This window comes from Bradyrhizobium erythrophlei (assembly GCF_900129425.1).
GTDB classification, from domain to species: domain Bacteria; phylum Pseudomonadota; class Alphaproteobacteria; order Rhizobiales; family Xanthobacteraceae; genus Bradyrhizobium; species Bradyrhizobium erythrophlei_C.
The window spans coordinates 2,367,800-2,391,639 of record NZ_LT670817.1; the positions used below are offsets into that span (position 1 = coordinate 2,367,800).

Annotated in this window: 22 protein-coding genes and 1 pseudogene; 6 read left to right on the forward strand and 17 right to left on the reverse strand. The window is 60.7% G+C overall.

What is annotated here, in order from left to right; genetic code table 11:
- Positions 1–224: 224 nt before the first annotated feature.
- The 4 genes from B5527_RS11115 to B5527_RS43695 all read right to left on the reverse strand — a co-directional run bounded on the left by B5527_RS11115 (position 225) and on the right by B5527_RS43695 (position 3,632).
- Positions 225–1,349, reverse strand: a complete 1,125-nt coding sequence (locus B5527_RS11115; RefSeq protein WP_079601220.1) for an IS110 family transposase — start codon at positions 1,347–1,349, stop codon at positions 225–227.
- 249 nt (positions 1,350–1,598) lie between these two features.
- Positions 1,599–2,435 carry an enoyl-CoA hydratase gene (locus tag B5527_RS11120; protein WP_079601329.1) on the reverse strand — a complete coding sequence of 279 codons (837 nt, stop codon included), beginning with the start codon at positions 2,433–2,435 and terminating at the stop codon, positions 1,599–1,601.
- 288 nt (positions 2,436–2,723) lie between these two features.
- Positions 2,724–3,452 (reverse strand): glutathione S-transferase family protein, encoded by a 729-nt coding sequence (locus tag B5527_RS11125; protein WP_197689298.1) that lies wholly within the window; start codon positions 3,450–3,452, stop codon positions 2,724–2,726.
- Positions 3,453–3,482: 30 nt separating this feature from the next.
- A complete protein-coding gene (locus tag B5527_RS43695) occupies positions 3,483–3,632 on the reverse strand; it encodes a hypothetical protein (RefSeq protein ID WP_154072158.1) in 150 nt (49 codons plus the stop codon).
- A 164-nt stretch (positions 3,633–3,796) separates the two neighbouring features.
- Between B5527_RS43695 and B5527_RS11130 the strand changes: the two genes are divergently transcribed.
- Positions 3,797–5,563: a glycosyltransferase family 39 protein gene (locus B5527_RS11130; protein ID WP_154072159.1), complete on the forward strand. Its 1,767-nt coding sequence runs from the start codon at positions 3,797–3,799 to the stop codon at positions 5,561–5,563.
- On the opposite strand, the gene B5527_RS11135 is transcribed toward B5527_RS11130, so the two are convergent.
- The 4 genes from B5527_RS11135 to B5527_RS11150 all read right to left on the reverse strand — a co-directional run bounded on the left by B5527_RS11135 (position 5,522) and on the right by B5527_RS11150 (position 10,125).
- Positions 5,522–6,360, reverse strand: a protein-coding gene (locus B5527_RS11135) for an IS5 family transposase (protein WP_154072160.1) whose coding sequence is annotated in 2 segments (ribosomal slippage) — positions 5,522–5,973 and positions 5,973–6,360 — 840 coding nt in all. Because the reading frame shifts where the segments join, the coding sequence is not laid out codon by codon here. The two genes, B5527_RS11130 and B5527_RS11135, sit on opposite strands and share 42 nt — an antisense overlap.
- Before the next feature lie 167 nt (positions 6,361–6,527).
- Entirely contained in the window at positions 6,528–7,028 is a 501-nt protein-coding gene (locus tag B5527_RS11140; RefSeq protein ID WP_154072161.1) for a DUF2059 domain-containing protein, read from the reverse strand.
- Between the two features lie 176 nt (positions 7,029–7,204).
- Entirely contained in the window at positions 7,205–8,404 is a 1,200-nt protein-coding gene (locus tag B5527_RS11145) for an OpgC domain-containing protein (protein WP_079601330.1), read from the reverse strand.
- A gap of 467 nt (positions 8,405–8,871) precedes the next feature.
- Positions 8,872–10,125, reverse strand: a complete 1,254-nt coding sequence (locus B5527_RS11150) for an OpgC domain-containing protein (RefSeq protein WP_079601331.1) — start codon at positions 10,123–10,125, stop codon at positions 8,872–8,874.
- Positions 10,126–10,271: 146 nt separating this feature from the next.
- On the opposite strand from B5527_RS11150, the pseudogene B5527_RS43700 reads away from it, so the two are divergent.
- Positions 10,272–10,472, forward strand: a pseudogene (locus tag B5527_RS43700) (IS110 family transposase); the annotation flags it as partial.
- A gap of 425 nt (positions 10,473–10,897) precedes the next feature.
- On the forward strand, positions 10,898–11,662 hold the full coding sequence (locus B5527_RS11155) for a class I SAM-dependent methyltransferase (RefSeq protein WP_154072162.1): 765 nt from the start codon (positions 10,898–10,900) through the stop codon (positions 11,660–11,662).
- 253 nt (positions 11,663–11,915) lie between these two features.
- On the opposite strand, the gene B5527_RS11160 is transcribed toward B5527_RS11155, so the two are convergent.
- The 3 genes from B5527_RS11160 to B5527_RS11175 form a co-directional block, all read right to left on the reverse strand.
- On the reverse strand, positions 11,916–13,982 hold the full coding sequence (locus tag B5527_RS11160; RefSeq protein ID WP_079601333.1) for an acyltransferase family protein: 2,067 nt from the start codon (positions 13,980–13,982) through the stop codon (positions 11,916–11,918).
- Between the two features lie 1,058 nt (positions 13,983–15,040).
- Positions 15,041–15,460 carry a RidA family protein gene (locus tag B5527_RS11170; RefSeq protein ID WP_154072163.1) on the reverse strand — a complete coding sequence of 140 codons (420 nt, stop codon included), beginning with the start codon at positions 15,458–15,460 and terminating at the stop codon, positions 15,041–15,043.
- A gap of 346 nt (positions 15,461–15,806) precedes the next feature.
- A complete protein-coding gene (locus B5527_RS11175) occupies positions 15,807–16,457 on the reverse strand; it encodes a glutathione S-transferase family protein (RefSeq protein WP_079601336.1) in 651 nt (216 codons plus the stop codon).
- Positions 16,458–16,501: 44 nt separating this feature from the next.
- Between B5527_RS11175 and B5527_RS43705 the strand changes: the two genes are divergently transcribed.
- The gene (locus B5527_RS43705; RefSeq protein WP_154072164.1) at positions 16,502–16,654 is read left to right on the forward strand and encodes a hypothetical protein; all 153 of its coding nucleotides are present in this window, start codon (positions 16,502–16,504) and stop codon (positions 16,652–16,654) included.
- Here the strand turns inward: B5527_RS43705 and B5527_RS11180 are convergent.
- The gene (locus B5527_RS11180) at positions 16,641–17,927 is read right to left on the reverse strand and encodes an MFS transporter (RefSeq protein ID WP_079601337.1); all 1,287 of its coding nucleotides are present in this window, start codon (positions 17,925–17,927) and stop codon (positions 16,641–16,643) included. The two genes, B5527_RS43705 and B5527_RS11180, sit on opposite strands and share 14 nt — an antisense overlap.
- Positions 17,928–18,127: 200 nt before the next feature.
- Between B5527_RS11180 and B5527_RS11185 the strand changes: the two genes are divergently transcribed.
- Both B5527_RS11185 and B5527_RS11190 read left to right on the forward strand, forming a co-directional pair.
- Positions 18,128–19,081 (forward strand): LysR family transcriptional regulator, encoded by a 954-nt coding sequence (locus B5527_RS11185; protein ID WP_079601338.1) that lies wholly within the window; start codon positions 18,128–18,130, stop codon positions 19,079–19,081.
- Positions 19,082–19,314: 233 nt separating this feature from the next.
- A complete protein-coding gene (locus tag B5527_RS11190) occupies positions 19,315–19,749 on the forward strand; it encodes a hypothetical protein (protein WP_079601339.1) in 435 nt (144 codons plus the stop codon).
- 136 nt (positions 19,750–19,885) lie between these two features.
- On the opposite strand, the gene B5527_RS47075 is transcribed toward B5527_RS11190, so the two are convergent.
- The 5 genes from B5527_RS47075 to B5527_RS11215 all read right to left on the reverse strand — a co-directional run bounded on the left by B5527_RS47075 (position 19,886) and on the right by B5527_RS11215 (position 23,733).
- Entirely contained in the window at positions 19,886–19,975 is a 90-nt protein-coding gene (locus B5527_RS47075; protein ID WP_079601340.1) for a K(+)-transporting ATPase subunit F, read from the reverse strand.
- Between the two features lie 354 nt (positions 19,976–20,329).
- A complete protein-coding gene (locus B5527_RS11200; RefSeq protein ID WP_245332582.1) occupies positions 20,330–21,796 on the reverse strand; it encodes a GntP family permease in 1,467 nt (488 codons plus the stop codon).
- 1 nt (position 21,797) lies between these two features.
- Positions 21,798–22,826, reverse strand: coding sequence for a patatin-like phospholipase family protein (locus tag B5527_RS11205; protein ID WP_079607218.1), 1,029 nt, complete (start codon positions 22,824–22,826; stop codon positions 21,798–21,800).
- Positions 22,827–22,865: 39 nt separating this feature from the next.
- Entirely contained in the window at positions 22,866–23,099 is a 234-nt protein-coding gene (locus tag B5527_RS11210) for a hypothetical protein (protein WP_079601341.1), read from the reverse strand.
- A 58-nt stretch (positions 23,100–23,157) separates the two neighbouring features.
- Positions 23,158–23,733: an HdeD family acid-resistance protein gene (locus tag B5527_RS11215; protein WP_079601342.1), complete on the reverse strand. Its 576-nt coding sequence runs from the start codon at positions 23,731–23,733 to the stop codon at positions 23,158–23,160.
- Positions 23,734–23,840: the final 107 nt, after the last annotated feature.

Genomic DNA, 23,840 nt, shown 5'->3' on the forward strand with positions numbered 1-23,840 from the left:
GGAAAATCAGAATATGTTTGCGAACAGGACTGGACACGCAAGTGACAAGGCCGGTCACCGAGATTTCGTCCGGGGCTGTCCGTTGTCTACGCGCGGGCGTCGATCGTTTGATCGGCCACAAAGCGAAATCGGGAATTCCCCTGCCGTGGCTTCGCCCCCGCCGTTGCACGATATTTGTCCGGATTGCGCCCGGCGCTGGCTCCTTGTCAGGTCTGTCGCTGCGCTCACATCGCCGGCGTCGTCGGCGCGCCGATGGCGCGACTGACTGCCCAAATGAAGCCCGACAGCTCACGCGCAATCGCGGTCACCACGAGGGTCGGCCGTTTGCCACGCCGTGCCAATGCGCGGTAGCGCGCGGTCAGGCGCGCCTGCGCCTTCCAAGCGATCTCCTGGACGGCGGGCGGTGCGGCTTCCACCTTGCCAAGCTTCTTCTTGCCGACGCGTGGGGGATGGCGGTAGCTCCAGGAGCACTCCACCAGAATGCGCCGCGCCCGGTGGTTGCCGGCCTTGGTGATGCCGCCGCGCCAGACCCTGTCACCAGTCGACTCTTCGCCCGGCACCAAGCCAAGATAGGCCATCAATTGGCGCGGGGTTGCAAAGCGCGACAGGTCGCCGATCTCGGCGAGAAAAATCGTAGCCGAAATGAGATCGAGACCGCGCACGGCCATCAGTGCCCTCACCACCTCTGCAAGCGACCAGTCCGTCACTGCTGCGGCGATCGCCCGCTCGAGCCGGATCACGCGCTCGTCGGCTTGCCGGACCGCCAACAGCATCTCCTCGAATGCGATGCGTTGTTCGCGGTGGGCGAGCTTCTGGCTCACCAGCCAGTTCATATGGGCCCTAGTCCAGGTTCTCTTGCCCGTATAATGCCGGCCGAGCCGCAGCAGCAACGACAAAACCTGCTGGCGTTTGGATTTGAGGTCGGCGACAGCAGCCTCGCGCGCCCGCACCAGGTCCCGCATCGCCTCGTGCCGCGCATCCGGAACCCAGACCGCGGTCAGTTCGCCCGCGCGCAACAGCTTGGCCAGATTGAGCGCGTCACGCCGATTGGTCTTCACCCGATCGCCCGGCTTCTTCGGGATCAGCGATGGCGCCACTACCACACACTCGTGGCCGAGGGTTTTGATCAACCGGTGCAGATCATACCCGGTCGGCCCGGCCTCATAGCAGAACGTCAGTCGCCGATGCTGCGCCGCAAGCTTCTTCACCAGCTTGCACGTCGCCGCCTCCGTGTTCTCAATCTCGCCGAGATACCGCACCTCGCCGTTCCGCCCGCCCTCCGCAATTGCCACTGCATTGCGCAACTTCGAGGTATCAAGACCAACGAAAACTTCGCTACAATCCGCCATGACTCGTCCTCCTTGCCTGAGGCTCTACCCGGCCTATCCGGGTAACCCTCGCTACAGCATTGAGGGCGAGTCGCCTCGGTCAGGGAAGGACATACGGTCTTCGCTCATCCGGGCTACACTGGCTGAAAATCATAAATTGGTCGCAACGTCGTTCCGGGGCATCGCCGAGCGATGAACCCGGAAATCTCGAGATCATCTCTGGATTCCGGGTTCGATGCTTGCGCATCGCCGGAATGACGACGACGGGGACTACCGCCCCCTGAACTCCGGCTTGCGCTTTTCCATGAACGCGCGGCGGCCCTCGCGAAAATCTTCGCTGTCCATGCAGGCGATGCCGGCCTGCTTGATCGCGTCCATGTCGCGCTCGCCGGGGTCTTTCAGCACCTGCGCGATGGTGATCTTGGCGGCCTGGATCGCCAAGGGCGCGTTGCCGGAAATGGTGCGGGCGATCTCCATGGTCGCGCCCCACAGCTCGGTGTCGGGCACCATGCGGTCGATCAGGCCGATCCGCACTGCTTCGGCGGAGTCGATCCGCATGCCCGTGTACATCAGGAGCCGCGCCCAGGACGGGCCGACCAGCGAGACCAGATTGCGCAATCCGTCATAGCCATAGGCGATGCCGAGCTTGGCGGCGGGAATCCCGAACTGGCTGTGCTCGGCGGCGATGCGGATATCCGCCGCCATCGCCACCTGCATGCCGCCGCCGAGGCAGAAGCCGTGGATGCAGGCGATGATCGGTTTCGGGTAGTTCGCCAGCAAAGCGCGCTGCGCGGCGCTGCGCTTGGAATATTCCTCCGAGGCCGCGGCGTTGTGGCGGGTTTTCTCGAATTGGCTGATATCGGCGCCCGAGACGAACGCCTTGTCGCCGGCGCCGACCAGGATCACCACCCGCACCTCGGGATCGTCGCGCAGTTCCACCAGCGCGTGGCCGAGCCCCTCCCACATGTCGAGCGACATCGCATTGCGCTTGTCGGGATTGTTGAAGGTGATGACCCCGACGCCGTCAGCGACGCTTTGGAGGATCTTGCCGTCGGCGTGGGATTTGTCTGATTTCTTGTTTTCGTTGTTTTTGGGGACATCCAGCATCGGCGTGGCTTTCGGTGGTTGGAGTTTGATCTACATCGACCGGATTGAAGCATTGGTTCGGTGCCGCGGCAATGGCGGTGAACTCCCTCTCCCCTTGTGGGAGAGGGTTGGGGTGAGGGGTTCAGGTCTATCGATAGACCTTAACCCCTCACCCGGATCGCATCTATCGATGCGACGTAGCCGAAGCTTTTTGCTTCGGCGTTCTTTTCCAAGAACGGCCGCCGAAGGCGGCCTATGCCTCTCCCACAAGCGGGAGAGGTGCACCGAGTCTGCCGCAACAAGCCAACCTCACGATTCCAGAAACGGACCGAAATTCGCCCGCGCGAAGGCCGGCCGGGCCTGTATCGTCGTCCACCAGTCGGCAACGCGGGGATGTTTCTGGGCGCTCATTTCGTCCGGCGCGATTTCCTCGTCGATCCGCTTGACGAAAGGCACCGCCGAGATATCCGCGATCGAATAGGCCTTGCCCACCAGCCAGCCCGACGGCTTCAGGGCTTCCTCCATCCGGTCCAGCAACAGCGTCACCAGTTTGGCCCGCGCCGCAGCGCGTTCTTCCTCGGTATAGGGTTTTCGCGCCACCCGCAGCCAGGATTCCTGGCGTTCCTTGCTCGGGACCTTCTTGAGCATCTCGGCCAGTTCCTCATCCGACCATTGCTGTGCCGTCTTCTGCAAATGATGCCGCCAGTTGAAGATGATGAGATTGTGGATCAGACCGTCGATGTGCCGGATCCAGTTGCGCATCAGCGCGCGCTCGTAAGGCGCCTCCGGGCGCAGCGGCGGATCGGGAAAGCTTTCGTCGAGATATTCGCAGATGGTGCCGCTCTCGTGCAGCGGCCTGCCGTCATGGATCAGCGTCGGGATCACGCCGTTCGGGTTGATCTTGAGATATTCCGGCGAATGATGTTCCAGCTTCGCCATGTCGACGTGATGGCCCTGATAGCTGAGGCCCTTTTCCTCCAGGCACAACCGCACCCGCCGCGAGGCGCTCGAGCGCCAGCCGTGGTGAAGGATCATCATGATTTGCTCCCGTACCGGAAACCCAACGCTTCAGACGTCAGGCGTGTGGTGCCACTTTTCGGTACGTTCGGGAATACCCTTGATGATCCCGAACTTGACCGGCGCGGCTTGCTCGATGGCTGCTATGCCCCCGATGGCGCCCAAATTCCCGCGGCGCAGCGAAATGTCGCGACGTGCCATGAGCCGACATTCCCGCGGGGGAGATTGACTCCCTTCTCGCAGGACAACTAACGTAGCCGAAAGTGCCCTTTCATTTGCCCGCGATTGCGTATTTCGACGAGCATGGCGGATATTTACGGGTTCGCACAAATTCTGCGCCCAATGAGACCCGGACCCGAGAACATATGACCGAGTTGATGCCAGCCGGGGGATACATTTCCGGCGTTGCGAAGAGAGCTCTGTCCCCCCGAGACGCGATACGATGGATCGCGCGCTTCGAGCCCCATGATATCGCCACCGTCATGCTCCTGGCGACGCTCGTGTTCGTCGCGCTGCTGACCTACAAGGGCTATGCGATCTCCAACGATGAAGGAGTGCAGCATCAATACGGCGAATTGATCATCGCCTACTATACGAGCGGCTTCCGGGACCAGAGCCTCTTCAGCTTCCAGAACCTTTATCTCTATGGAGGCATGTTCGATATCATTGCCGTCGGCCTCAGTCATCTGGTCCCGGTCGATCCCTACGATCTGCGTCATATCGTCTGCGCCCTGATGGGTATCGGCGGGATCGGTGCGGCCGCGGCGACAGGGCGGCTGATCGCGGGTCCGCGCGCGGGCCTGATCGCCGCGACCAGCCTGACCTTGTGCGGCGCCTGGTATGGCTCAATGTTCAACCATACCAAGGACATTCCCTTTGCCGCCGCGATGATCGGAGCGACGCTGTTTTTGATCCGCATCGCACGTCTGCTGCCGTCGCCACGCGCCGGCGACATCGCAGCCTTTGGCCTGCTGGCCGGCGCTGCGTGCGGCGAACGGGTGATCGGTTTGCTGCTGGCGATATATGTCGGCTTTGCCATCGTCCTGTACCTGCCCTGGCGAGACCGCGACGGCACGCGGCTGCGCTTTGCGGTCAAATCGCTGGTATCGATGCTGCCGGCGCTGACGCTGGCCTATGTCATCATGATCCTGGCCTGGCCCTGGGCGGCGCTGGCACCGCTCAATCCGATTCGCGGCCTGCTCGCATTCTCCGAATTCAACTACTCCATCCGGACGGTCCTCGTCGGCCAGATCTACGAGATGGCGGATGTGCCGCGGCTTTATGTGCCGATCTACATTGCGATCCGAGTGCCGCTCCTGATGCTGTTCGGTGCTGCGCTGGCGATGATATCCGCCGGATTGCCGGGTCGCGCATCGAATTCCGGACAGCACAGGGCGATCACCCTGGTCTCGCTGATGGTCATTTTTCCGCTGGCCTGCCAGGTGATCTGGCGCGGCCCGGCATTCACCGGAATGCGCCATTTTCTGTTTTTGATCCCGGCGCTGGCGGTGCTGGCAGGTATCGGTCTCGACAAGGCTCTTGCGGCGCTCACGACGCGCGGTCGCATGGCTGCTTCCGGCGGGCTCGCGATCGTAACCGCAGGCTTCCTCTGGGACGCCGTGACCCTGATCAGGCTGCACCCCTACGAATACCTGTTTTACAACTCCTTGGTCGGAGGTCTCGAAGGGGCATCACGACGCTACGACCTCGACTACTGGTTCAGCAGCATGCCCGAGGCTATCGGTCAGCTGGAAGCCTATCTGCGCCGCACCGCGCCGGGCGATGCGAATTGGTCAACGGAGGTCTATTCCGTCGCGGTGTGCGGCGAACGCCTGCCGTTCGAGAAGGCGGTCACGCTGCCGCAACTGCATTGGGATTTCATGCCGGAATGGAAACAGTCCCAGTTTTTCATCGCGCCAACGCAACTGAATTGCGACAGGGATCTCGACGGCGAGATCGTCGGCGCGGTCGAACGGCTCGGCGTTACCATCGCCTACGTCAAGGACCGCCGGGCGTTGACCCGGCCCGTGGCAAGTGCGACCAGCGACCGCGCTTCGGCCGAGTACAGTCTCAGTGTCTGTCCGGAGACTTCAGGCCGGATTGCAGAGTTTTCTGAGCATGAAGCGGATTGAGGCGAGTCGCAAGAACGCCAACGCCTTTCGGTTGAGGCACTCCCAATCCTTGGCCAGGCGGCGGCAGCGGTTGAGCCACGCAATGGTGCGCTCGACGATCCAGCGTTTGGGCAACACCACGAAGCTGCTGACCTGATCGGAACGTTTGACGATTTCGATCTCGATATGCGGTCGAAGTTTCGCAAGCGCATTGGCAAATTTCGGTCCTTTATATCCGCTATCGACGAACAGCTTCTTCAAAAACGGAAACATCCCGAACAATGTCGTCATGACGAGAGCGCCGCCATCGCGATCCTGGATGTCGGCCGGATGAACGACGGCGTGGAGCAGGAGACCTACTGTGTCGACAAGAATGTGCCGCTTCTTGCCCTTGATCTTCTTGCCCGCATCGTAGCCGTGCGGATCAATGAACGCCCCCCTTTTTCCGCGCTTTTCACGCTCTGGCTATCGATGATGGCGGCAGTCGGACTGGCTTTCCGCTGGGCTTGTTCTCGACACTGCTGATAGAGCGCATCGTGGATTCGTTCCAATGTGCCGTCATAGGTCCACAGGTCGAAGTAGTCGTGGACCGAGCTTTTCGGCGGCAGGTCCTTCGGGATCGCGCGCCACTGACAGCCGGTCGAGAGAATGTACATGAGGCCGTTCACCACCTCCCGCATGATCACCGTGCGCTTGCCACCGCCAGTCTTGCCCGGCGGGATCAGCGGTTCGACCAGTCTCCATTCGTCGTCGGTCAGATCGCTCGGATAGCGCAACATGCTGCGGTCGTATCGGGCGCGATTCTTGCTCGTCCACATCGGTGACCCCTCCTCGAATCAGGCCACCACTCTTGAATCACAGATGATTCATATGATTCAAGAACTCTCCGGACAGACACTCAGGTCAGGTCCGGTCGCAAAATGAAGCCGGGACACTTGTCGGGAGAACGCGCCTGACCTGACACGCGGTCCCGGTCGCCGTGTCGTCACAACTTGTGCCCTTTCTGGCGAAGCGCCTGGGTCAAGCTCGTTTTCAAATCCTCAGCCGCCTTGCGACCGGTGTCCTCGCCAATCTGCGCACTCTGCTGCAAGATCGCCTGCGATTTTCCGAGGAATTTCTGACCCACGGGCTGACGATAGAACGCCGCTATCTGATGAAGCTCGTCCACCGAAAAGCTGTTGGCATAGACCGTGGCGATGCCATCGACCATCGCGTTGTAATAGGGGGTGTACGCATCCGCGATCGTGGGCATCATCGCGTTGTAGTCACGTTCGATTTCCGGCCTGTCCTGTACCAAAGCGGGCTTGAGACCCAGCAGAATGACCGGCAGAAGCGCCTTGTACTGATCGGAAAGCTTCAGCGTAGTAACCAGGTCGCGCGCCGCCGCCATGGCTTCGGGCGAGGGCGTCTGCGCCCGTGCCGTGCCGATCGAAAACACAAGTATGCTGCCGACAACGATCAGACGTTTGATCGGGAGTAAGGACATAGGCTGGCTCCTCCGACGAATGATGACACAATCCTCAAGAATTGAGATCCACGAACGCGCGGCTCTCCTCTTCGCGGGTCCCTGAAGACGGGAATCCACTGATTGCTGCAACCGCCATGCCTCAACCACCATGGCTCACTTGTCTTGGTATCGCGCAGCCTGCTCCAGCCACGGGATCACGCGGTGCCCGGTTTGGTGGCCGCCTCGGGCAGATCGGGGACGCTCGCATCGACGAACAGGCTGGGGACCTTTTCGGCCCGGTCCAGAATCCACGCGAGCCCGATCATGATCAGGATGCCGCCGACGCTGACGAGCAGCTGCATCCAAAGCGCGCGCGCGCCGCCCTGGGCGTGCTGAACCAGGATCCAATGCGCGCCAAAGGACAGGAATACGCCGAAGCAAAAAAGCGGCAGCGAATGCTGACCGCACAGCACCATCGGGCGCAGCCATTTGGAGGTAAGTATCTCCGATTTGCGCGGAAAATATCGGGAGACCACCAGCGCCAGCGCGAGGAAGTGGGTGAAACGCAGCATATCGAGGTCGGTCTTGTCGATCGGATAGATCGCCTTGATCATCCATTTCGGCACCATGGCATCGAGGAACGGGACGTGCCAGGTCATCACGATCAGGAACGCGAAGGCCATCCACGCCACGGCCAGGATCAGCGCCGTGCGCGACTGGATAATGACCTGCAGTTGGTTGATGCCTCCGACGCCGCACCATGCCGCGAACACGAACATCAATTGCCAGGCGAACGGATTGAAGTACCAGTGCGTGCCGGGCGGATATGAGGCGAGATTCCAGTCGAAACAGCGCGCCCCGATGTACAGCAGGATCGAGCCAAGTAAGGTCCAGTTGGGGCGGCGCAACAGGCACCACAGGATCAGCGGTGAAGCGGCTATCAGCGATATGTAGAGCGGCAGCACGTCGAGGTCGACCGGCTTGTAGCGCAGCGTCAGCGCCTGCCCGATCAGAACGTCCGGGTGCTGGAGAAAATTGTGAACATTGAACTCGTCTTCGTACATCGGATTGTCGAATTTCCTGACCGTGCGCGCGATCTGCGCCGTGAAGAGCAGGAACAGCATGATGTGGGCAACGTACATCTGCCAGACGCGTGTCCACAGCCGCTTGAGGGCAGCGAGAAAATTCCCGGCGCGTATGATCGGACCATAGATGTAGCCGGCCAGATAACCGGAAATGAACACGAAGAACTCGGCGGCATCGCTGAAGCCGTAATTGCGCAGGGTCAGCCAGGCAACGAAGTCGTCCGGAATGTGATCGAGGAAGATCATCCACAGCCCGATGCCGCGGAACAGATCGAGCCGGAGGTCACGCTCGACGGCATGCGAGAGAGAAGCGACGTCTTGATTTGCCATACTGCTGGTCCGTTTCATTCGGTTGGCTGTCGAGTCGGTTTTTATGCTGGCCCGGACTGATGTTACACGTGACACCTCCCGGTCAGGGCAGTGGTGAACACGCTTCGCAAGTCGGAGGCTGGGCGATACGTTGAAATGGTCGTGGTAGAAATATTGCAGTTTCGCGAGGGAGCGAACTGGTCAGCGGAAAATAGAAGAGCTCCCCCTGCAGAAATTAACTGGATAAGGCGGCGCCGCAATCATCAGTTTCGGCGCGCGGGCTATAAGACGGATCGAAAAAGTCAGGTCGATTCCTGTATTTTGCAGTGCATCAATTCCCGTTAGCGAAAATGGGCGCAACGGGTCGCACAGTTTCAACTATACTGGTTTGCCGGATAACTGAAATCAGCTTTTGCAACCGTCCACGGTTTTGGCGGGATCGGGGCGAAGTTCTCGGCGAAGGCTTGGGACGGCTCCCGGGTCAGACTTCATGGGCCTCCTCCGGCCATTTGGGCGTGCCCGCCGGCGCGTTTGGTTCGCGGGCCGGCCTTGTCGACGTAGTGCTTGTACCATGACAACAACCATGCGGCGGCGGACATGATCAGGATGCCGCAGATACCGACCAGGAAATGCAGGCCAAGGCCGGCGGAAGCCTCCGTCAGCACGAAATACCCCGCGAACGCCAGGGCTACGCCGAGGCAGAAAATCTCCAGTGAACGTTGCCCGCACAGGATCATGGGCCACAGCCAGCGCGATTCCAGGCCCGGCCATCCCGCCGGGACGAAACGCAAGGCAACAACCGCCAGCGCCAGGAAGTGCGCGAACCTGAGCACGTCGAGATCGGTCTTGTCGATCGGATACATCCATTGCTCGAGCCAGTGCGGCATCAGGTAACCAAGCTGCGGGAAGTACCAGGTCAGCGTCACGCAGAACGCTGCGAGCAGATAGGCGAACGAAATCCATAGCGTGACTGGCGAAGACAAAAATCGCGACATCCTCCGGGCGCCGCCCAACGCGCACCAGGCGCCGAACACGAACAGCAATTGCCACGCAAAGGGATTGAAGGACCAGAAACCGTTCGGATAGGCCGTCAGGTGCAGATCGTACCGCCAGGCTGCCGCGTAAAGCGCGACCGAAGCTGCGAGCGTGAGATCGGCGCGCCATTTGATCAGCTTCAGAATGAGCGGCAGAAACAGCATCAGCACGATGTAGAGCGGCAAGACGTCCATGTTCAGTGGGCGATATCTCAGCAGCAGAGCCTGAACCATGGCGCTTCCGGGCTGGTCGAGGAAATTCAGTATCTCCATTTCCTTGGCGTAAAACGGCTTCTCCAGGCCGATGGCGACGTAGGAAACTTCCGCAACCAGGATCGCGAACAGCAGCACGTGCGCGGCATAGATCTGCCAGACCCTTCGCAGGACGCGCGCGGTCGCAATCTCGAAGCCGGACTCGAACATCGCACGGCCGTAGACGAACGCCGCGGTATAGCCTGAGATAAAAATGAAGATTTCGGCGGCGTCGCTGAATCCATAACTGCGGATCGTGAACCAGGTCAGGACATCCGGCGATACGTGATCGATGAAGATCAGCCACAGTGCCAGGCCGCGAAAAAGATCCAGCCGCAGTTCGCGCACACCGCTGGCAGGAAGCGAAAGGAGAATCGGCGCCGGCAAGGCATGCACCATTTCGTCCGCTGCGCCCACATGGGATGGCCCGGCAACTCGATCGGAAATCGACGTCATCTCACCTGTCTCGAGGGTTCGGTGCGGTGGCGCTTGCAAGAGACTGTCATTGGATCGCGCCTTGCGTACACCCTTCGGGGCTAATCCGCCTTACGGACGGTGATTGGTTGGGACGCGTCAGCATGCTGATTCCGCTAGTATAGGCAGAAAAGCGGTCGCGTGGCCAAGTGGGAAGCGCGGCTTGTCAACATACGGCCTTGCCTGATCGGCATGGAAGCCTGCGTCGGCGCACCGAAGCCGTGCAGCGCCCGACGATGAAGTTCGTGGCGACCAGGACCGCGGAGCAACTGGATCTACAGGCGTTGCATCGGGTGCGCGAGCGGCTGGTGTCGCAACGCACCGGCATCGCCATACGATCACCCTGTCGGCGCGTCGCATGGACGAGGAGGGCACCTCGACACCAGTCGCCGCTGGCTGTTTGCAGGCTTTGCTCCGACCCAGCAGCGTGCGGATCTTGTCATGCACCCCAGACATTATTGCGCCGCACAGCGCCCTTTAATTAATGGCGTTGCTGTCATCTATTCCGGTTCCGATGGTGGAACCATTGCCATGAGGTTACCCCTTGGAGTCTTCTGTTGCCGATCGTTCGTCCGCGGGATCGAAGAGGTGGACGCGCCGCCTTCGTTGTCCTCGCTGTGCATCCTCATTGCGGGATCTGGGCCGTCATCCGTCTTGCTCCGACACCAGTTGCGAGTATAGCGAGACCGGCTTTCCACTTGTCGACACCCAACCGGTCCTGATCGATTTTGCAACCAGCATTTTTGACCGCGAGATGTACCGCGCCGACCGTGGCTCGGCGCTTCCAAGGGATGTTACGGGCCGTTCGCTTGGCTCACGGCTTCATCAGTTTACCCTTGGAAACAACCGGATCGCAGCCTCGAATTGTGCAAAGTTCATCGAGCTACTGATGGAAGGCTCCGAGCGGCCCATCGTCCTTGTGATTGGTGGCGGCACCATCGGCCTCGGTGCCAATGAACTTTACCGTAATAGCTCCATCGAACTGGTCGGCACCGATGTCTACGCCTCACAGCACACCGCCCTGGTGGCCGATGCCCACAAGCTTCCTTTTGAAGACGGGGTGTTCGACGGCGTTTGGGTCCAGGCCGTACTCGAACATGTGCTGGAGCCCGCAACAATCGTTGACGAAATTCATCGGGTGCTTCGGCGCGGGGGGCTGGTTTATGCCGAGACGCCGTTCATGCAGCAGGTGCATGAGCGCGCCTACGATTTCTCGCGCTTTACGCAGAGCGGTCATCGTTGGCTGTTCAAGCGATTTTCCGAAGTCAGCGCCGGACCGATCGGAGGCGCGGGCGTGGCGCTGGTGTGGTCGATCCGGTATTTCTGCCGTGCTCTCGGCGCGGGGAACAAACTGTCAATGCTGATTTCCCTGCCGTTCTTCTGGATCCGGTTTTTCGACGCATTCTCCCGCGGCCGCGCCGTTGCGGACGCCGCCAGCGGATTTTTCTTTCTTGGGCGCAGATCCGATCAGATGATCGATCCCCACTCCATGACGGAATACTACGACCGGCAAAAATGACGTTGCGGTCGATCGTCGATGAGGTGGACGGCATTTGCAGGACGAGGACGACGGACCTGGCTGCCGGCGCCCGGCAGAAGCGGTGACGACAAGCAGACCGTCCGGCGAGGAGTCTGAGTTGGGTCAGAATCGGTGAAAACGATTAGGCCCCTGCCGTGTACCGCCCGCCAAAATCGATCGAACACTGATGCCAGATTGATCCGAGTTCTGTAAGTCGAGATCACTAGTCAAGGATGCACTGCCCAATGTCCGTTCAGCGGCCTGCCGAAAAGATCGAGTCCTGAAACTGAATGAGTTCACGACGGAACACCGGATACAGCACGTCATTACCATACCCGCTCAAATGATCCCCATCGTAGAATAGCGGCTTGCCATTCTCGAACGCATTACAGGAAGACGCACTGCAAAGTGTCGGTCCCACGTCCCAGATCATCACGCGCTTAATCGTGCGGGAAAAAGAGCGTTCCAGGTCGAGAACGATCGCTCGCCTGGCGTCGAATTCGCTTCGACTGGTAACGAAGCCCCTCCTGCAGATCGGGTTATTCCGGTTGAACCAGTCTGCACAGCGAAATGGCGGGGACCAGAACACTGGTGTCGGCGCTTCCATGACAACGATGCTGCCACGATTGCTTAATCGTTCAATCAAGGTCCGCGCCTCGTCGGCGGCCTCATCGCCGACCTGAGGCATCGGCGCACTAAATCCTCCCCATTGGTCCCGCAGACGATCAATCCTAAGGCTGGGCAAAAAAACTATTGTCCTCGAGTTGGCCCTTGCCAGCAGATTCTTGCGCGTCGCCTCGCCGAACAGAGCGCATTTGCGTTCGAGGCGCCGCATCGGCACGCGAAAGTTCATGAAGGCACAGCCCGGGCTACTATAGATGGCGACCGGCATATCTTGATCATTTGAGAACTGAGCGAGCATTCTTGCATAAGCGCCGGCATGAGAATCGCCCGCGACCAGCATCTGACGCCCGCTTGCCGCTTTACAGGCAAACGGCGTATCAGACCTGATTTCGTCGTCATTCAGGAACAACACACAACCGACATTTGCCGGGGGAGCATTGCTCCAGCTATCATCGTGTGAGGTGACGCTGAGCGAGATGTGATTTTGAAGCTTAAAAGCCTCTCGTGAGAGGGCAGCAGCCGAAATCGTTGCAAAGCAAAACAACCCCACGACAGCAGCACGGGGGAGTGCCGAAACACGCTTCGAATACCGGACCGGCAGTTCGACCATAAAGTAGGACGCGGTCGCCACAAGGAAAGTCAGAAGGAGCGCTGTCAATTGCTCCGACAGCGATTCCAGGCCGGTCGTCCAGCGCATAAGAACATAGACCGGCCAATGCCAGAGATAGAGCGAGTAGGAGAGCAGGCCTATAAAGGAAAGCCAGCGCATCGACAGTATCGAAGAAACTGTCGTTCGGTGGTTGCAGCTGACCACCATGAGCAGACCGGCGGTCGCCACAGCCGGCGGAATCGCCCAGGGAAACGGAAAATGGGTCTCGTCGCAGAAAACAAACGAAAACGTGAGAAGTACAAGAAAGCAAGCGCCCAGCACGTTGAGAAACACAATGCCAGCCCGATCGAAACGCGGACGCCAAGAGATCGAGGTAAGAGCCAGCAGCAAGCCAATTCCGAGTTCCCAAAATCTGCTGGGAATTTGAAAAAAGCTGAAAACCGGGTGTCGGCTCGTCAGTACGGCAGAAGTCCCAAGCGATAGCAAAGACAGGATAAGCGCACTGCATACGACCGCGCGTCTGTATGCGGGAAAGAGAAGTGCTGCTCCGATGATGAACGGGAAGATAAGGTAGAATTGCTCTTCGAGGCCCAGAGACCATGTATGCGCAAACGGATTAAAGTCCGTCCGCGGACCAAAATAGTGATCATCGGCAGACTGGGCTAGTCGGACATTGCTCAGACCAAAAAATGCAAAAAAAGCGGTATTGCGGTTGGATTGGCTAAGCCAAGCATCGGGAACAAACGCGATCGTAGCCATCGAGGCTATCAACAGCATGACAATCAGCGCGGGCATTATTCTTAGAAATCGGCGTGCATAGAAATACAAGGCGACTTCCTTGAATGAAGCAAAATGACGCCCGATGATCGAATTGGCGACGACGTAACCCGAGATCACGAAGAAGACGTCGACGCCAACAAACCCTCCAAGCAGAAATTCGGATTTTAAATGGTAGGCCATCACGCTCAGGACTGCGAACGCCCTAAGCCCGTCAATGGCTGAAATATAAGAGCCGCGCGGGTCGACGTTGCTGATTCCAACAAATTGGCTGTCACCCGAATTGTCACTGTGCCGATCAAAGGCCATTACACACCCCTGTTTACCAGCGGGATGAGATCATACAGATGACCGCCATGGGTACTAACGAACCGAACGATCCAACCGAAATGTGGGCGTTATCGTCGAAGCCTTCAAATAGGCGCGAGACGAGAACAAGGTCCGGCCTTTGCGTAGTAAACCACCGAATGTCGCAGTCCGCCGGGAAATCTTCATCGCAGCAACCCCTTTTTGAGACCGCTCGCAACCGTTGGTAGTTTAATCAGCCGCCGGACCGTAACAAGCGATAGCCAACCCGCCGCAATCATAGGCGGCGTTTTATTTGTTGCGAGCGCTGCGCTGGATCGTCGGCAGCAGGGCGCTCCAGGGGCCGCGCGGCTTCGCCAAGCCAGCCAGCCGCTAATCTTCATAAAATGAGACATTGCGGATCAGGCGTCTTTGATGTCCGATATACCCCTCAACAGCGGCGCGAAGTAGGATGTCGCCGGATATCCGAGTTGGATCTAGGCTGTGTGTGGCAAGGAGGCCAAGGCATGCGGATAATGACCGTAGCGTTCGCTCTCGCAACGGCCCTGGTGCTGTGTAACCTGGGGACATTTAGTGTCGCAGCCCGTGCGCGGGATACCAAAGTTGTTCGTGAACCACGGACGAGGCTTATCGTCAGGGTGCCCGTGGAAAGGCCTTACTGGGATTCTTATCTTGTTCCACGATATCGTTATCGCCCTGAGGACGACCGGGTCGATCCATGCGGCGGGCCCGTCGTGCCGGTAATAAACGTCGGGCCTCAAGAGGAAACGATTCCGTTGTGGCTGGCCAACGCTTGGGGTCTTGGCCGTGTGCATGGTCGGGATTGGCCGTGTAAGGGTCAAAACCGGTAATGCACCGATTGAGCAGAAGATTTCAGCTTATCCCCCACAAGCCGACATCTGCGCCTTTGTGAGTACATCCCTGGAAACCAAAAGGGCCGCCAGACTCGTGCAGCGCAATGTGACCTGCTTGACGTACCGGACCACAGCCTTGCCCCTGTATGAGCGCGTCACATTGGAAAGCTCGCCCTCGGAGGTCGCGGCCGCCGACCAGCGGTTGGCTCAGTCGTCGATTGCGGCAACCGCCTCGATCTCGATCAGCCACCCCGGCCGCATCAGGCGGCTCACGACAACAAACGTACTGGCCGGCGGCTTGGCAACGTTGAGATAGCGGTCGCGTATCGGGCGCATTTTCGGCACGTCGACCTGATCGACCTCGGCGGCGAGGAAGTAATTCAGCTTGACGATATCGGCCATCACGCCGCCGGCGGCTTCGACTGCAATCTTGAGATTGGCAAAGACCTGCTCAACCTGTGCCTCGAATTCGCCCTCGCCAATGATCTTGCCGGACGCGTCGCTCGGGACCTGGCCGGAAATATAGACGATCGTTCCGCGACGGACCTTGGCGATGTGCGAATACACGGCCGCGGCCGGCGCTATCAGGGTCGTCGGGTTAATGAATTCCTTCGACGGCTTCGACATGATCATCTCCGTGTTGCGACCGCGACGCCGGGCTGAATATCTCCTTGCTCACGGCCAACTCCCCTTCACTTATTGCCAAGACGGCTTGCCGATCTCCTCGGCAATGTCCGCGGGGTAAGTCCTATATCACGCAATTCGCGCTCACCCGAGGCGCCGCTCCTCGATGACCCTTTTCATGTCGTGAGTTGGCATCCTCGCTTCCTCTCGAACCAATCGGGCCGTAGATGGGAGGCAAGACCGCCGCCTCATCATCATTCGATCACCTCGTCAAACCCGCCCAAGCACGACGATAGGACTATCAGGCCAACGTGCCGCCGATCATTGATCGAGAGCGACCTGGATTGCGCTAACCAGGCTTCACCCGGGCCGGGGGGCCGGGGGGCGGAGTGGTACGCTTGAAGCTTGGCCGTGCCGCGTGCCGGTCGTAGTAACCGGCGAGATGGTGCGCGGCGGCGAGAGCCTCCGCGCCCTCGGGGAATTGCTGGACACGATAGAGGATCGGCAGCAGGTTGATGTCAGCGAAAGTGAATTGATCGTCGACAAGATAGCCGCTCTTGGCGACCGCCTTATCGAGAACCCCGATCTGCTCGCGCAGAGCCGGCATAACGGCTTCGATCGCCTCTCGGTCAGGCTCTCCATCGCCGGTCTTGGGGGCAATATACGTGTAGAGATATGTCCGGATCAGGGTGCGATCCATCACCGTGTTGACGAGCGAGACCCATTGCTCGGTGAGCGCGGCGCGGCGAGGATCGGATGGGAAGACATACGGAGCCGGAAAGCTGCGATCGAGATAAGTTGCGATGGCCTTCGATTCGAAGAGCTCGACATCGCCGTGGCGCAGCACCGGCATTTTGCCCAGGGGATGGATAGCGAGAATCTCCGGCGCGTGCAGCGGCCTCTCCGTGAGCACGTACTCGATCCCCTTCTCCTCGCAGACCATGCACGCGACGCGCGTGTAGGTCGACCGCATAGAACCGATGATTTCCGGTGTCGCCATGACTTGTCTCCCTGCGGTGCCAGCCCGCGACCTTCGTCAGACGGTTGAAGCTGGACGACCGGCCGACATTGTGCCTGTCGCAGCGCCTGCTTGCTCTCGAAACGCTGTTGCAGGAGCACGAGGTGGGTGCGCCGGGCGTCGCCTCGAAGATCACCACGACCGGGGACAACGCCGCGCGCTTCTTCAAGCCGACCTGATGGCGGCTTGCCTGGGTAGTTCGGGCGCCCACCGCGCCGCCTCCCGCTCGGGGTGCATCAGCGCCATACCGATAATGCCGCCGATCAGCATGATGATCCCACAAATGACGTAGCCGGTGTAGAAGCCGTCAAGCGGCGTGGCCGCTGTCTCGATGACGCTGCCCATGATGTAGGGCGCCAGCAGCCCGGCCGATGTGCCGACCGCGTTGCCGATGGAAAGCAGAGCGCCGCGCTGAGCGACCGGGGTGACCTCGCTGACCACGGCGTGGCTGAACACGTAGATGACCGACGGCAGCGAGATTCCGATGGTCGTCATGGCGATCTTGAGGGGGATGGTTGGCATCTGCGGCATGATGAGCAACGCGATGCCGCCAAGTCCGACGCAGGCGCCGCCGAACACGCCGCGCGCCATCCGGCTCGACACCCCGCGAGCAAGTAGGTGCTGTGAGTACCAGCCGGCGGCGATCACCACGACCACACTGATGCCCGGTGGCAGGGCGCTCAACAGGCCAACAGATCCCTGCGCAAAGCCCAGCCCTTTGATCAGAAATGCCGCCTGCCAGGAGATGGCCAGTGACAGACCCCAATAAGCTCCGAAAAACGCGCACCAGCTCGACAGCACGGTCGGGCTGCACAAGAGCCGCGCATAGGATACGCGATCCGGCGTCGCCGTCGCGGTTGGCGCTGCCGACCCTACGATCGGACCTTCCCGGCCAAGCAGCAACCACGCCCCCGTCCAGGCGAGCCCAACGATGCCCAGCGCCGCGAAAGCCCAGTGCCAGGAGTAGTTGATGATGACCCAATTAAGCATGGGTAACGCCACCATCAGGCCGACCCCCGCGCCCTGCGACACGATGGCGGTGGGAAGCGTTCGCAGCTCGTTGGGAAACCACTTGTAGGTCGCGTGCAGCGCGACCGGATAGGCCGGCCCCTCGCCGGCGCCGAGGGCGATCCGGCAGGCGAGCACCGTCGCGAATCCCACCGTGCCGACCATCGGAAACTGGGTCAATGCCCAGGCGAGGCTCATGACCAGCAACACCCAGCGCGTCTGCACCCGATTGACGATAAAGCCGGTGACGACCGCCGAGAGCGAAAACAGCAAGAAGAAGCTCGAGCCGACAAGCCCGAATTGGCTCGGGCTGAGATTCAACTCCTTCATCATCGGGACTGCGGCAAGCCCGATCACCGCCTTGTCGACGAAGTTGATGAGCATGAACAAAAACAGCAAGGCGACGATCAACCAGGAGCCCTTCGGCGTTGGACGGTCGCTCATTGTGCTCCCTCGATGCTTGTTCCTTTTATTTTAAGCCGCCCCCGGCGCGATAGAACTGCGAGCCGACGAGCCATCAGGCGCGTCGTTTGTAAAGGCTTCGGATTGATTTGCAATTGGAACCTGATAGGCTCATCGATGCTGTTTTTATTATAAATCATCGCGTACCGAGCTGCCGATCCCGGCTGCAAATAGGCTCTTCCATGGAGCGCTCCGTACCCGGCCCCGCCGCTAAAAGACCGCCAAAGCGCGCCGGCGCACTGCCCGAGGTGAATTCGCGCCAACTCGCCGCGGTGCTGGCGATCGCGGAATATCGCAGCTTCATCGCCGCCGCCGCGTATCTCGGGATATCGCAACCGGCGCTCACGCTGACCATCAAACGGCTCGAACAGACGCTCGGGCTGCCGCTGTTCCTGCGCACCACGCGCCAGGTCACGATCACCGCGGCCGGTCGCGAATTCGTCGCGATGGCTGAGCGCGTGTTCAACGACCTGAAACTCAGCATGCGAAGCCTGCGCGAACTGACCGAGCAGCAGCGCGGTCAGGTCATCGTGACCAGCTTGATTCCGGTTCGAATGAGTGACGTGATCGCCGAGTACGGGCGGCGCTTTCCCGGCGTCGAGATCCAGCTGCGCGAAGGCTTCCAGGATGACGTCAGGGACGACGTGCGAAGCGGCCTTGCGGATTTCGGGGTCGGCGATATCGGCGATCTGCCCGACTCGCATCTGACGGAAAGCCTTGGCGTTGAGGAACTATGGGTCGTCCTGCGCGATGACCATCCGCTGGCGCGCCTGCGGCAGATCGAGTTCGGCGCGCTCAAGGACGTTGCGCTGGTGTCGTACCGGGTCGGTTCGACGACGCGGCGCCTCATCGACGCCGCAGCGACCGCCGCCGGTTTCACGTTACGCCATGTCGTGACGGTCGGTTTGCCGCTCACCCTGATGAACCTGGTGGGCCGCGGCGTCGGTGTCGCGGTCGGCCCTGCTCGTCCCTGGCCCCCGGGGGGCCATCCGAACCTTGTGTCGCGTCCGCTGGTGCGCCCGCGGCTTTCCAGCGAGATCGGCATCATGCGCCTGCGCGACCGCGAGCTGTCGCCAGCTGCCGCCGGTCTACTGGCGCTCGCTCGCGAGCGGCTGCGGATCCATCGGTCTCGATAGTTCATAGTCCGTCTCGCTGCGTCACCCCCTCCGCTCGGGCCCCCGCGAGAACTCCCCGGAACAGGGCGGCGCAGGGCCCGCATCGGGTCAATCGCGTCTCGGCTTTGCCCTCGAACTCGGACATTACTCAATGCAGCCGGCAATTCGCATTCGTGCCAAACCCGAGCATTTGGACTGTCCAACGATCGCCATGAACGCGGACGAGTTTGGGCGGACAAACCAATCGGACCACCATGTCCTCCAGCTCCAACACCAGTATCGCCAGGAAAGCTCGCACGAAAGCCGAGGCGGATTTTGCCACCTGGCTCATGATGGCGAAGCTCGGTGGTTTCGATGACCTTCCGCCAAACGCACAGAGCTTTCTAACTGACTATCGAACCCGACTCGAGACGATGAGCGAGGCCGAGTCCACCGCCCTGGCCGTTCGCGAGGTCTACAGCGCTTATTACAGCGAGATGGGAGGCACGGGCGTAGCGCCGGAACCAAAGGCTCGCACAGTAACGACGGAGGGCAAAGTCGTGCGGCTTCAGGGACGGCCTAAACCTCAGCCCGGACTATCGGCTGCGCGCCATTCGACGAAGCCAATGATCCGAAAATCCCTTCCGGCACTGCTGATTTTCGCGGGCATGGTGGCTCTGATTGTCGCATATAGATTTCTGATACAGTAGCGTCGCCCGCGGATGTGTGCGGGGACGGAGTGCTGCTCACAGCAACCGTCCAGCTTACGCCGGAAAAAGGCAAGAAGCGTGCCCGCCGACCCGCGCGCTGGCGCCAGCTGCGACCATGTTGGCGTGCCTGACGGCGCTAAAACCGCTCAGGCCGCAGCAGGGCGAAGATCAAGTAACATAGCAAGCCGGCAGCGACGAGGGCGGCAAGTGAATAATCGAAAACCATTTTCGTTCTCCTCAGAGGCGTTCACAGGTGTGCGCATAACCAACCGCCACCAAAAAGAAGCCGAGCCCGAGGACCAGCATGACGACATCCAACATGAGGTGCTCCTTGTCGCGCTTGTTTCCGGGCGCGATGGTTGCGCGTTCCGGGAAGGAAGATTGCGATGGATCAGGAACAATAGACGTCTGGTCGTAGCTAATTGTAAGCTGCCGCGTTGCACATAAGATTTCGAGATGGGTGTTACGGCAACGTTATAGGAAGGTAATAAGTGTCGCGGGAGGTTTTGACGCAAGCCATTGCGAGGAGGGATTGTTTGGATCGCGCGGCCCGTGTTACGCGCCCGCGCACGCGGATAGCTCAGAACGAACCCACCAGGGAGCCGAGCGCGATGACGGCGGCGAGCGCTACAAGGGCGCCGATGATACCGACCACCACGATATCGCGATAGCTGTCCCGGTGCGTCGATCCGCAGACCGCAAGCAAAGTGACCACCGCGCCATTGTGCGGCAGGCTATCGAGTGTGCCCGAACCGATCACTGCCACGCGATGGAGCAGCTCCGGATTGAGCCCTATCTCCGCCGCGCGCGACATGTATGTCGCCCCGAGCGCGTCGAGCGCGATGGTCAGCCCACCCGATGCTGAGCCGGTAAGGGCTGCGAGAACGTTGGTGGCGACTGCCAGCGATACCAACGGACCGCCCCCAATGCCGAGTACTGCGTCGCGTACCACGCCGAAAGCAGGCATCGCCGCCACCACGGCGCCGAAGCCGACCAGGCTCGCCACGCTCATCGCCGGCAGCACCGAAGCATTGGCGCCGGCATCCATGGTGGCGCGCAGAGCCGGCAGTCGGCGAAAATTGACCGCGATCACGGCGACGATCGCGCAGGCAAGCGCGGTGATCACAGCCCACACGCCACCGACAGCTGCGAGTGACGTCTCGCCCCAGCGAGCTTCCGCGAGAAAGCGCGTGTCGAGTGCCGGCAGGATGAACAACGACATCGCCAGATTGACGGCAATCACCACGATGAGGGGCAGCGCGGCGAGCATGGCCGGAGGCGGCGCGTCGGTCGTCTCGCCGTGCGTGATCTCTGCCGGATCGAACTCACGCGCGGTGGTGGTGCGTTCACGCAACTTTTCGTCGGTCGCGAGACGTTCGGCCGGCATCGGCGCGCCGTCGCCGAAGCTTTCGCCGTTCCTCTTTGCGGTCGCCTCTTCGCGATTGAGCCACCACAGGCCGAAGGCGAGCATGATCAGCGATGCAAGAATACCGAGGCCGGGCGCCGCAAAGGGCGTAGTGCCAAAGAACGGCATCGGGATCGCGTTCTGGATCGACGGCGTCCCGGGCAGCGCCGACATGGTGAAGGTCGAGGTGCCGAGGACAATTGCGGCCGGCATCAGACGCCGCGGGATGCCAGCCGCACGAAACAGCTCCTGTGCCATCGGCGCCAATACGAAGAAGGCGACGAACAAACTGACGCCGCCATAGGTGACGATCGCGCCGGCCAGCACCACCGCCAGCACCGCCCGCTGCGGGCCGAGCCGCCGTGTCATAAAGCTCGCGATCGCGGCGACCGAGCCGCTGTCCTCCATCAGTTTGCCGAACAGCGCACCAAGCAGAAACAGCGGAAAGAATTGCGCCAGAAAGCCTGCCGCGCTGAGCATGAAGGTCTGGGTCCAGTGGGCGAGCAGCGGCTCGCGGGAGAACATCGCCGCGATCAAAGCGGCGAGCGGCGCCAGCAGCAGTACGCTCCAGCCCCTGAAGGCGAACCAGATCAGCAGGCCGAGCCCGATCAGGATTCCGAGTAGCCCTGACACAGTCGTCACCTCAGCATTCCGCGAGCAGGGCGTCGAGATCGGCCGTGGAGCGCTTTCCGATGTCCTCGCCGTGGGCCGTGAGGAATGCGTCGGCGCTCTTGCGCCCCTCTTCCTTCAGCAGCGAAACGAACTCCCACTCGGCGTTGAGCTTCGACGACGCACCGAAGTCCGCGAGCGCGTCGCTCATAATCCGGTGCGTGCGCATTCCAGCCCAGCGCGCGCCTTCGCCGTGTCCGGGATCCGCCACTTCGTGCAGCAGCGCGATCATGCGCAATTCTTTCATCAGCGGCGAATTGAAGGAAACCTCGTTCAGCCGGTTGAGGATCTCGTTTGCCGTGCGCGGCCGGTCCGGCCGTTCGCGTGGATTGATCTGCACCAGGATGGTGTCGTGCGCGTCGCTTTCGCGCACCAGCGGCGTCAGGGTCGGATTACCTGCGTAGCCACCATCCCAATAGGGATCGCCGTCGATCTCAATCGCCTGGAACATGGTCGGCAGACAAGCCGAGGCAAGCAGGACGTCGGCCGTGATCTCCGCATTGCGGAAGATGCGGCCGCGGCCGGTACGCACGTTGGTCGCGGTGATGAACAGCTTGATTGGTGCATTGGCGAGTCGGCCGAAATCGAGGCTTTCGGCGAGAATGGAACGCAACGGGTTGAGGCCGAGTGGATTAAGATCATAGGGCGAAAGCACGCGGGCCATCAGGTCCATGACGACATAGGCGGGCGACGTATCGAGTGTCCAGCGGCCCATCATTCGATCGAGCGGCGAGCGCTGCATCGGACTGAATGCCGCGGCACGCGACACGCGCCGCCAATAGGCCTCGAGCGCCGCCCGCGCGCCTTCGGCTCCGCCTTGTATCCATCCGTCCGCCACCAAGGCTGCATTCATCGCACCCGCCGACGTGCCGGAGATCGCGTCAATCCGCAGCCAGGGCTCCTCGATCAACCGATCGAGGACGCCCCAGGTGAACGCGCCGTGGGAGCCGCCGCCCTGCAAAGCGAGGTCCACCAGAACCGGTTCGCGTGCTGTTTGGCCCATCGTCATCTTCTTTGGCCGCCGATGAAACGACACCTTAATTCAGGGCGAGCCCACAATGCTGCGTCTTGATCCTTCGTATGATCGACGCAGCAGCGCGAACAGGCTGCCGCCCGTCGCCGCGCCCAGGAGGTAGACGACGCCAACCAACACTGCGAGCGGCACGCGGGCATTGAAGCCGAGATAGGACATCGTGACGATCTCGAAGTTCTGCAGCGCAAAGATGATCGTCGCCGCCGCGATCAGAATGATGACGGCGAGGTAAATCCAGCGCATGGGCGTCTCCTTAACGGCGACCAAGAGACCGTGTGGCGCGCAGTCCGCCGACTACACCTCAACGAACTTGGCGCAGACCGAAGCCGAGTCCGATCCAGGCTACGCCGGCCATGATGAGATCGATGCCAAGGAACACGCCGAGGATATAGAGGCTCGAGACCGGCCAGTGCGCCAAAATCAGCAGGCCGAGCAGCAGCGTGATCGCGCCGGACAGCAGCACCCAGATCCAGGGCGTTTCCCGTTTCATGCTGAAGGCCAGGATGATCCGCATGATGCCGCAGGCCAGCAGCGATGCGCCGAGAATGAGGGTGAGCAGCGCGGCGGCGAGCAGTGGATTCTCGAACGTGACGAAGCCCGCGATGATGTAGAGCACACCGAGCAGGACCCAGAGCAGGAATTTGCCCCAGCTCTTGATCTGGAAGGCGCTGAATACTTCGGCGACGCCGGCGATGATCATCATCACGCCGACGACGAGGACGCTCGCGACAGTGGCCATTACAACGCTGCCAAGCGCGATAAACCCGGCGAGCAGATAGACGACGCCGAGTGCGACGATCCAGCCCGACTTGGCGCGCAGCGGTGCCAATTCAGAACTGGCTTGAGAATTTATAAGAGTGTCTGAAGCATGGGTCATGACGGCCTCCGATGAGAAAACCAATCTGACGTTCGTCTGCAAGAGACGAGAGCACGAAGCATATCGAACAAGTGATACCAGTTGCAATCGCTATCTCTTGCCATTTT

Coding starts and splice junctions, on each gene's coding strand:
- B5527_RS11115 (WP_079601220.1), bottom strand. CDS start 1,349: ATGGCGGATTGTAGCGAAGTTTTCGTTGGTCTTGATACCTCGAAGTTG.
- B5527_RS11120 (WP_079601329.1), bottom strand. CDS start 2,435: ATGCTGGATGTCCCCAAAAACAACGAAAACAAGAAATCAGACAAATCC.
- B5527_RS11125 (WP_197689298.1), bottom strand. CDS start 3,452: ATGATGATCCTTCACCACGGCTGGCGCTCGAGCGCCTCGCGGCGGGTG.
- B5527_RS43695 (WP_154072158.1), bottom strand. CDS start 3,632: ATGGCACGTCGCGACATTTCGCTGCGCCGCGGGAATTTGGGCGCCATC.
- B5527_RS11130 (WP_154072159.1), top strand. CDS start 3,797: ATGACCGAGTTGATGCCAGCCGGGGGATACATTTCCGGCGTTGCGAAG.
- B5527_RS11140 (WP_154072161.1), bottom strand. CDS start 7,028: ATGTCCTTACTCCCGATCAAACGTCTGATCGTTGTCGGCAGCATACTT.
- B5527_RS11145 (WP_079601330.1), bottom strand. CDS start 8,404: ATGGCAAATCAAGACGTCGCTTCTCTCTCGCATGCCGTCGAGCGTGAC.
- B5527_RS11150 (WP_079601331.1), bottom strand. CDS start 10,125: ATGACGTCGATTTCCGATCGAGTTGCCGGGCCATCCCATGTGGGCGCA.
- B5527_RS11155 (WP_154072162.1), top strand. CDS start 10,898: ATGTACCGCGCCGACCGTGGCTCGGCGCTTCCAAGGGATGTTACGGGC.
- B5527_RS11160 (WP_079601333.1), bottom strand. CDS start 13,982: ATGGCCTTTGATCGGCACAGTGACAATTCGGGTGACAGCCAATTTGTT.
- B5527_RS11170 (WP_154072163.1), bottom strand. CDS start 15,460: ATGTCGAAGCCGTCGAAGGAATTCATTAACCCGACGACCCTGATAGCG.
- B5527_RS11175 (WP_079601336.1), bottom strand. CDS start 16,457: ATGGCGACACCGGAAATCATCGGTTCTATGCGGTCGACCTACACGCGC.
- B5527_RS11180 (WP_079601337.1), bottom strand. CDS start 17,927: ATGAGCGACCGTCCAACGCCGAAGGGCTCCTGGTTGATCGTCGCCTTG.
- B5527_RS11185 (WP_079601338.1), top strand. CDS start 18,128: ATGGAGCGCTCCGTACCCGGCCCCGCCGCTAAAAGACCGCCAAAGCGC.
- B5527_RS11190 (WP_079601339.1), top strand. CDS start 19,315: ATGTCCTCCAGCTCCAACACCAGTATCGCCAGGAAAGCTCGCACGAAA.
- B5527_RS47075 (WP_079601340.1), bottom strand. CDS start 19,975: ATGGTTTTCGATTATTCACTTGCCGCCCTCGTCGCTGCCGGCTTGCTA.
- B5527_RS11205 (WP_079607218.1), bottom strand. CDS start 22,826: ATGGGCCAAACAGCACGCGAACCGGTTCTGGTGGACCTCGCTTTGCAG.
- B5527_RS11210 (WP_079601341.1), bottom strand. CDS start 23,099: ATGCGCTGGATTTACCTCGCCGTCATCATTCTGATCGCGGCGGCGACG.
- B5527_RS11215 (WP_079601342.1), bottom strand. CDS start 23,733: ATGACCCATGCTTCAGACACTCTTATAAATTCTCAAGCCAGTTCTGAA.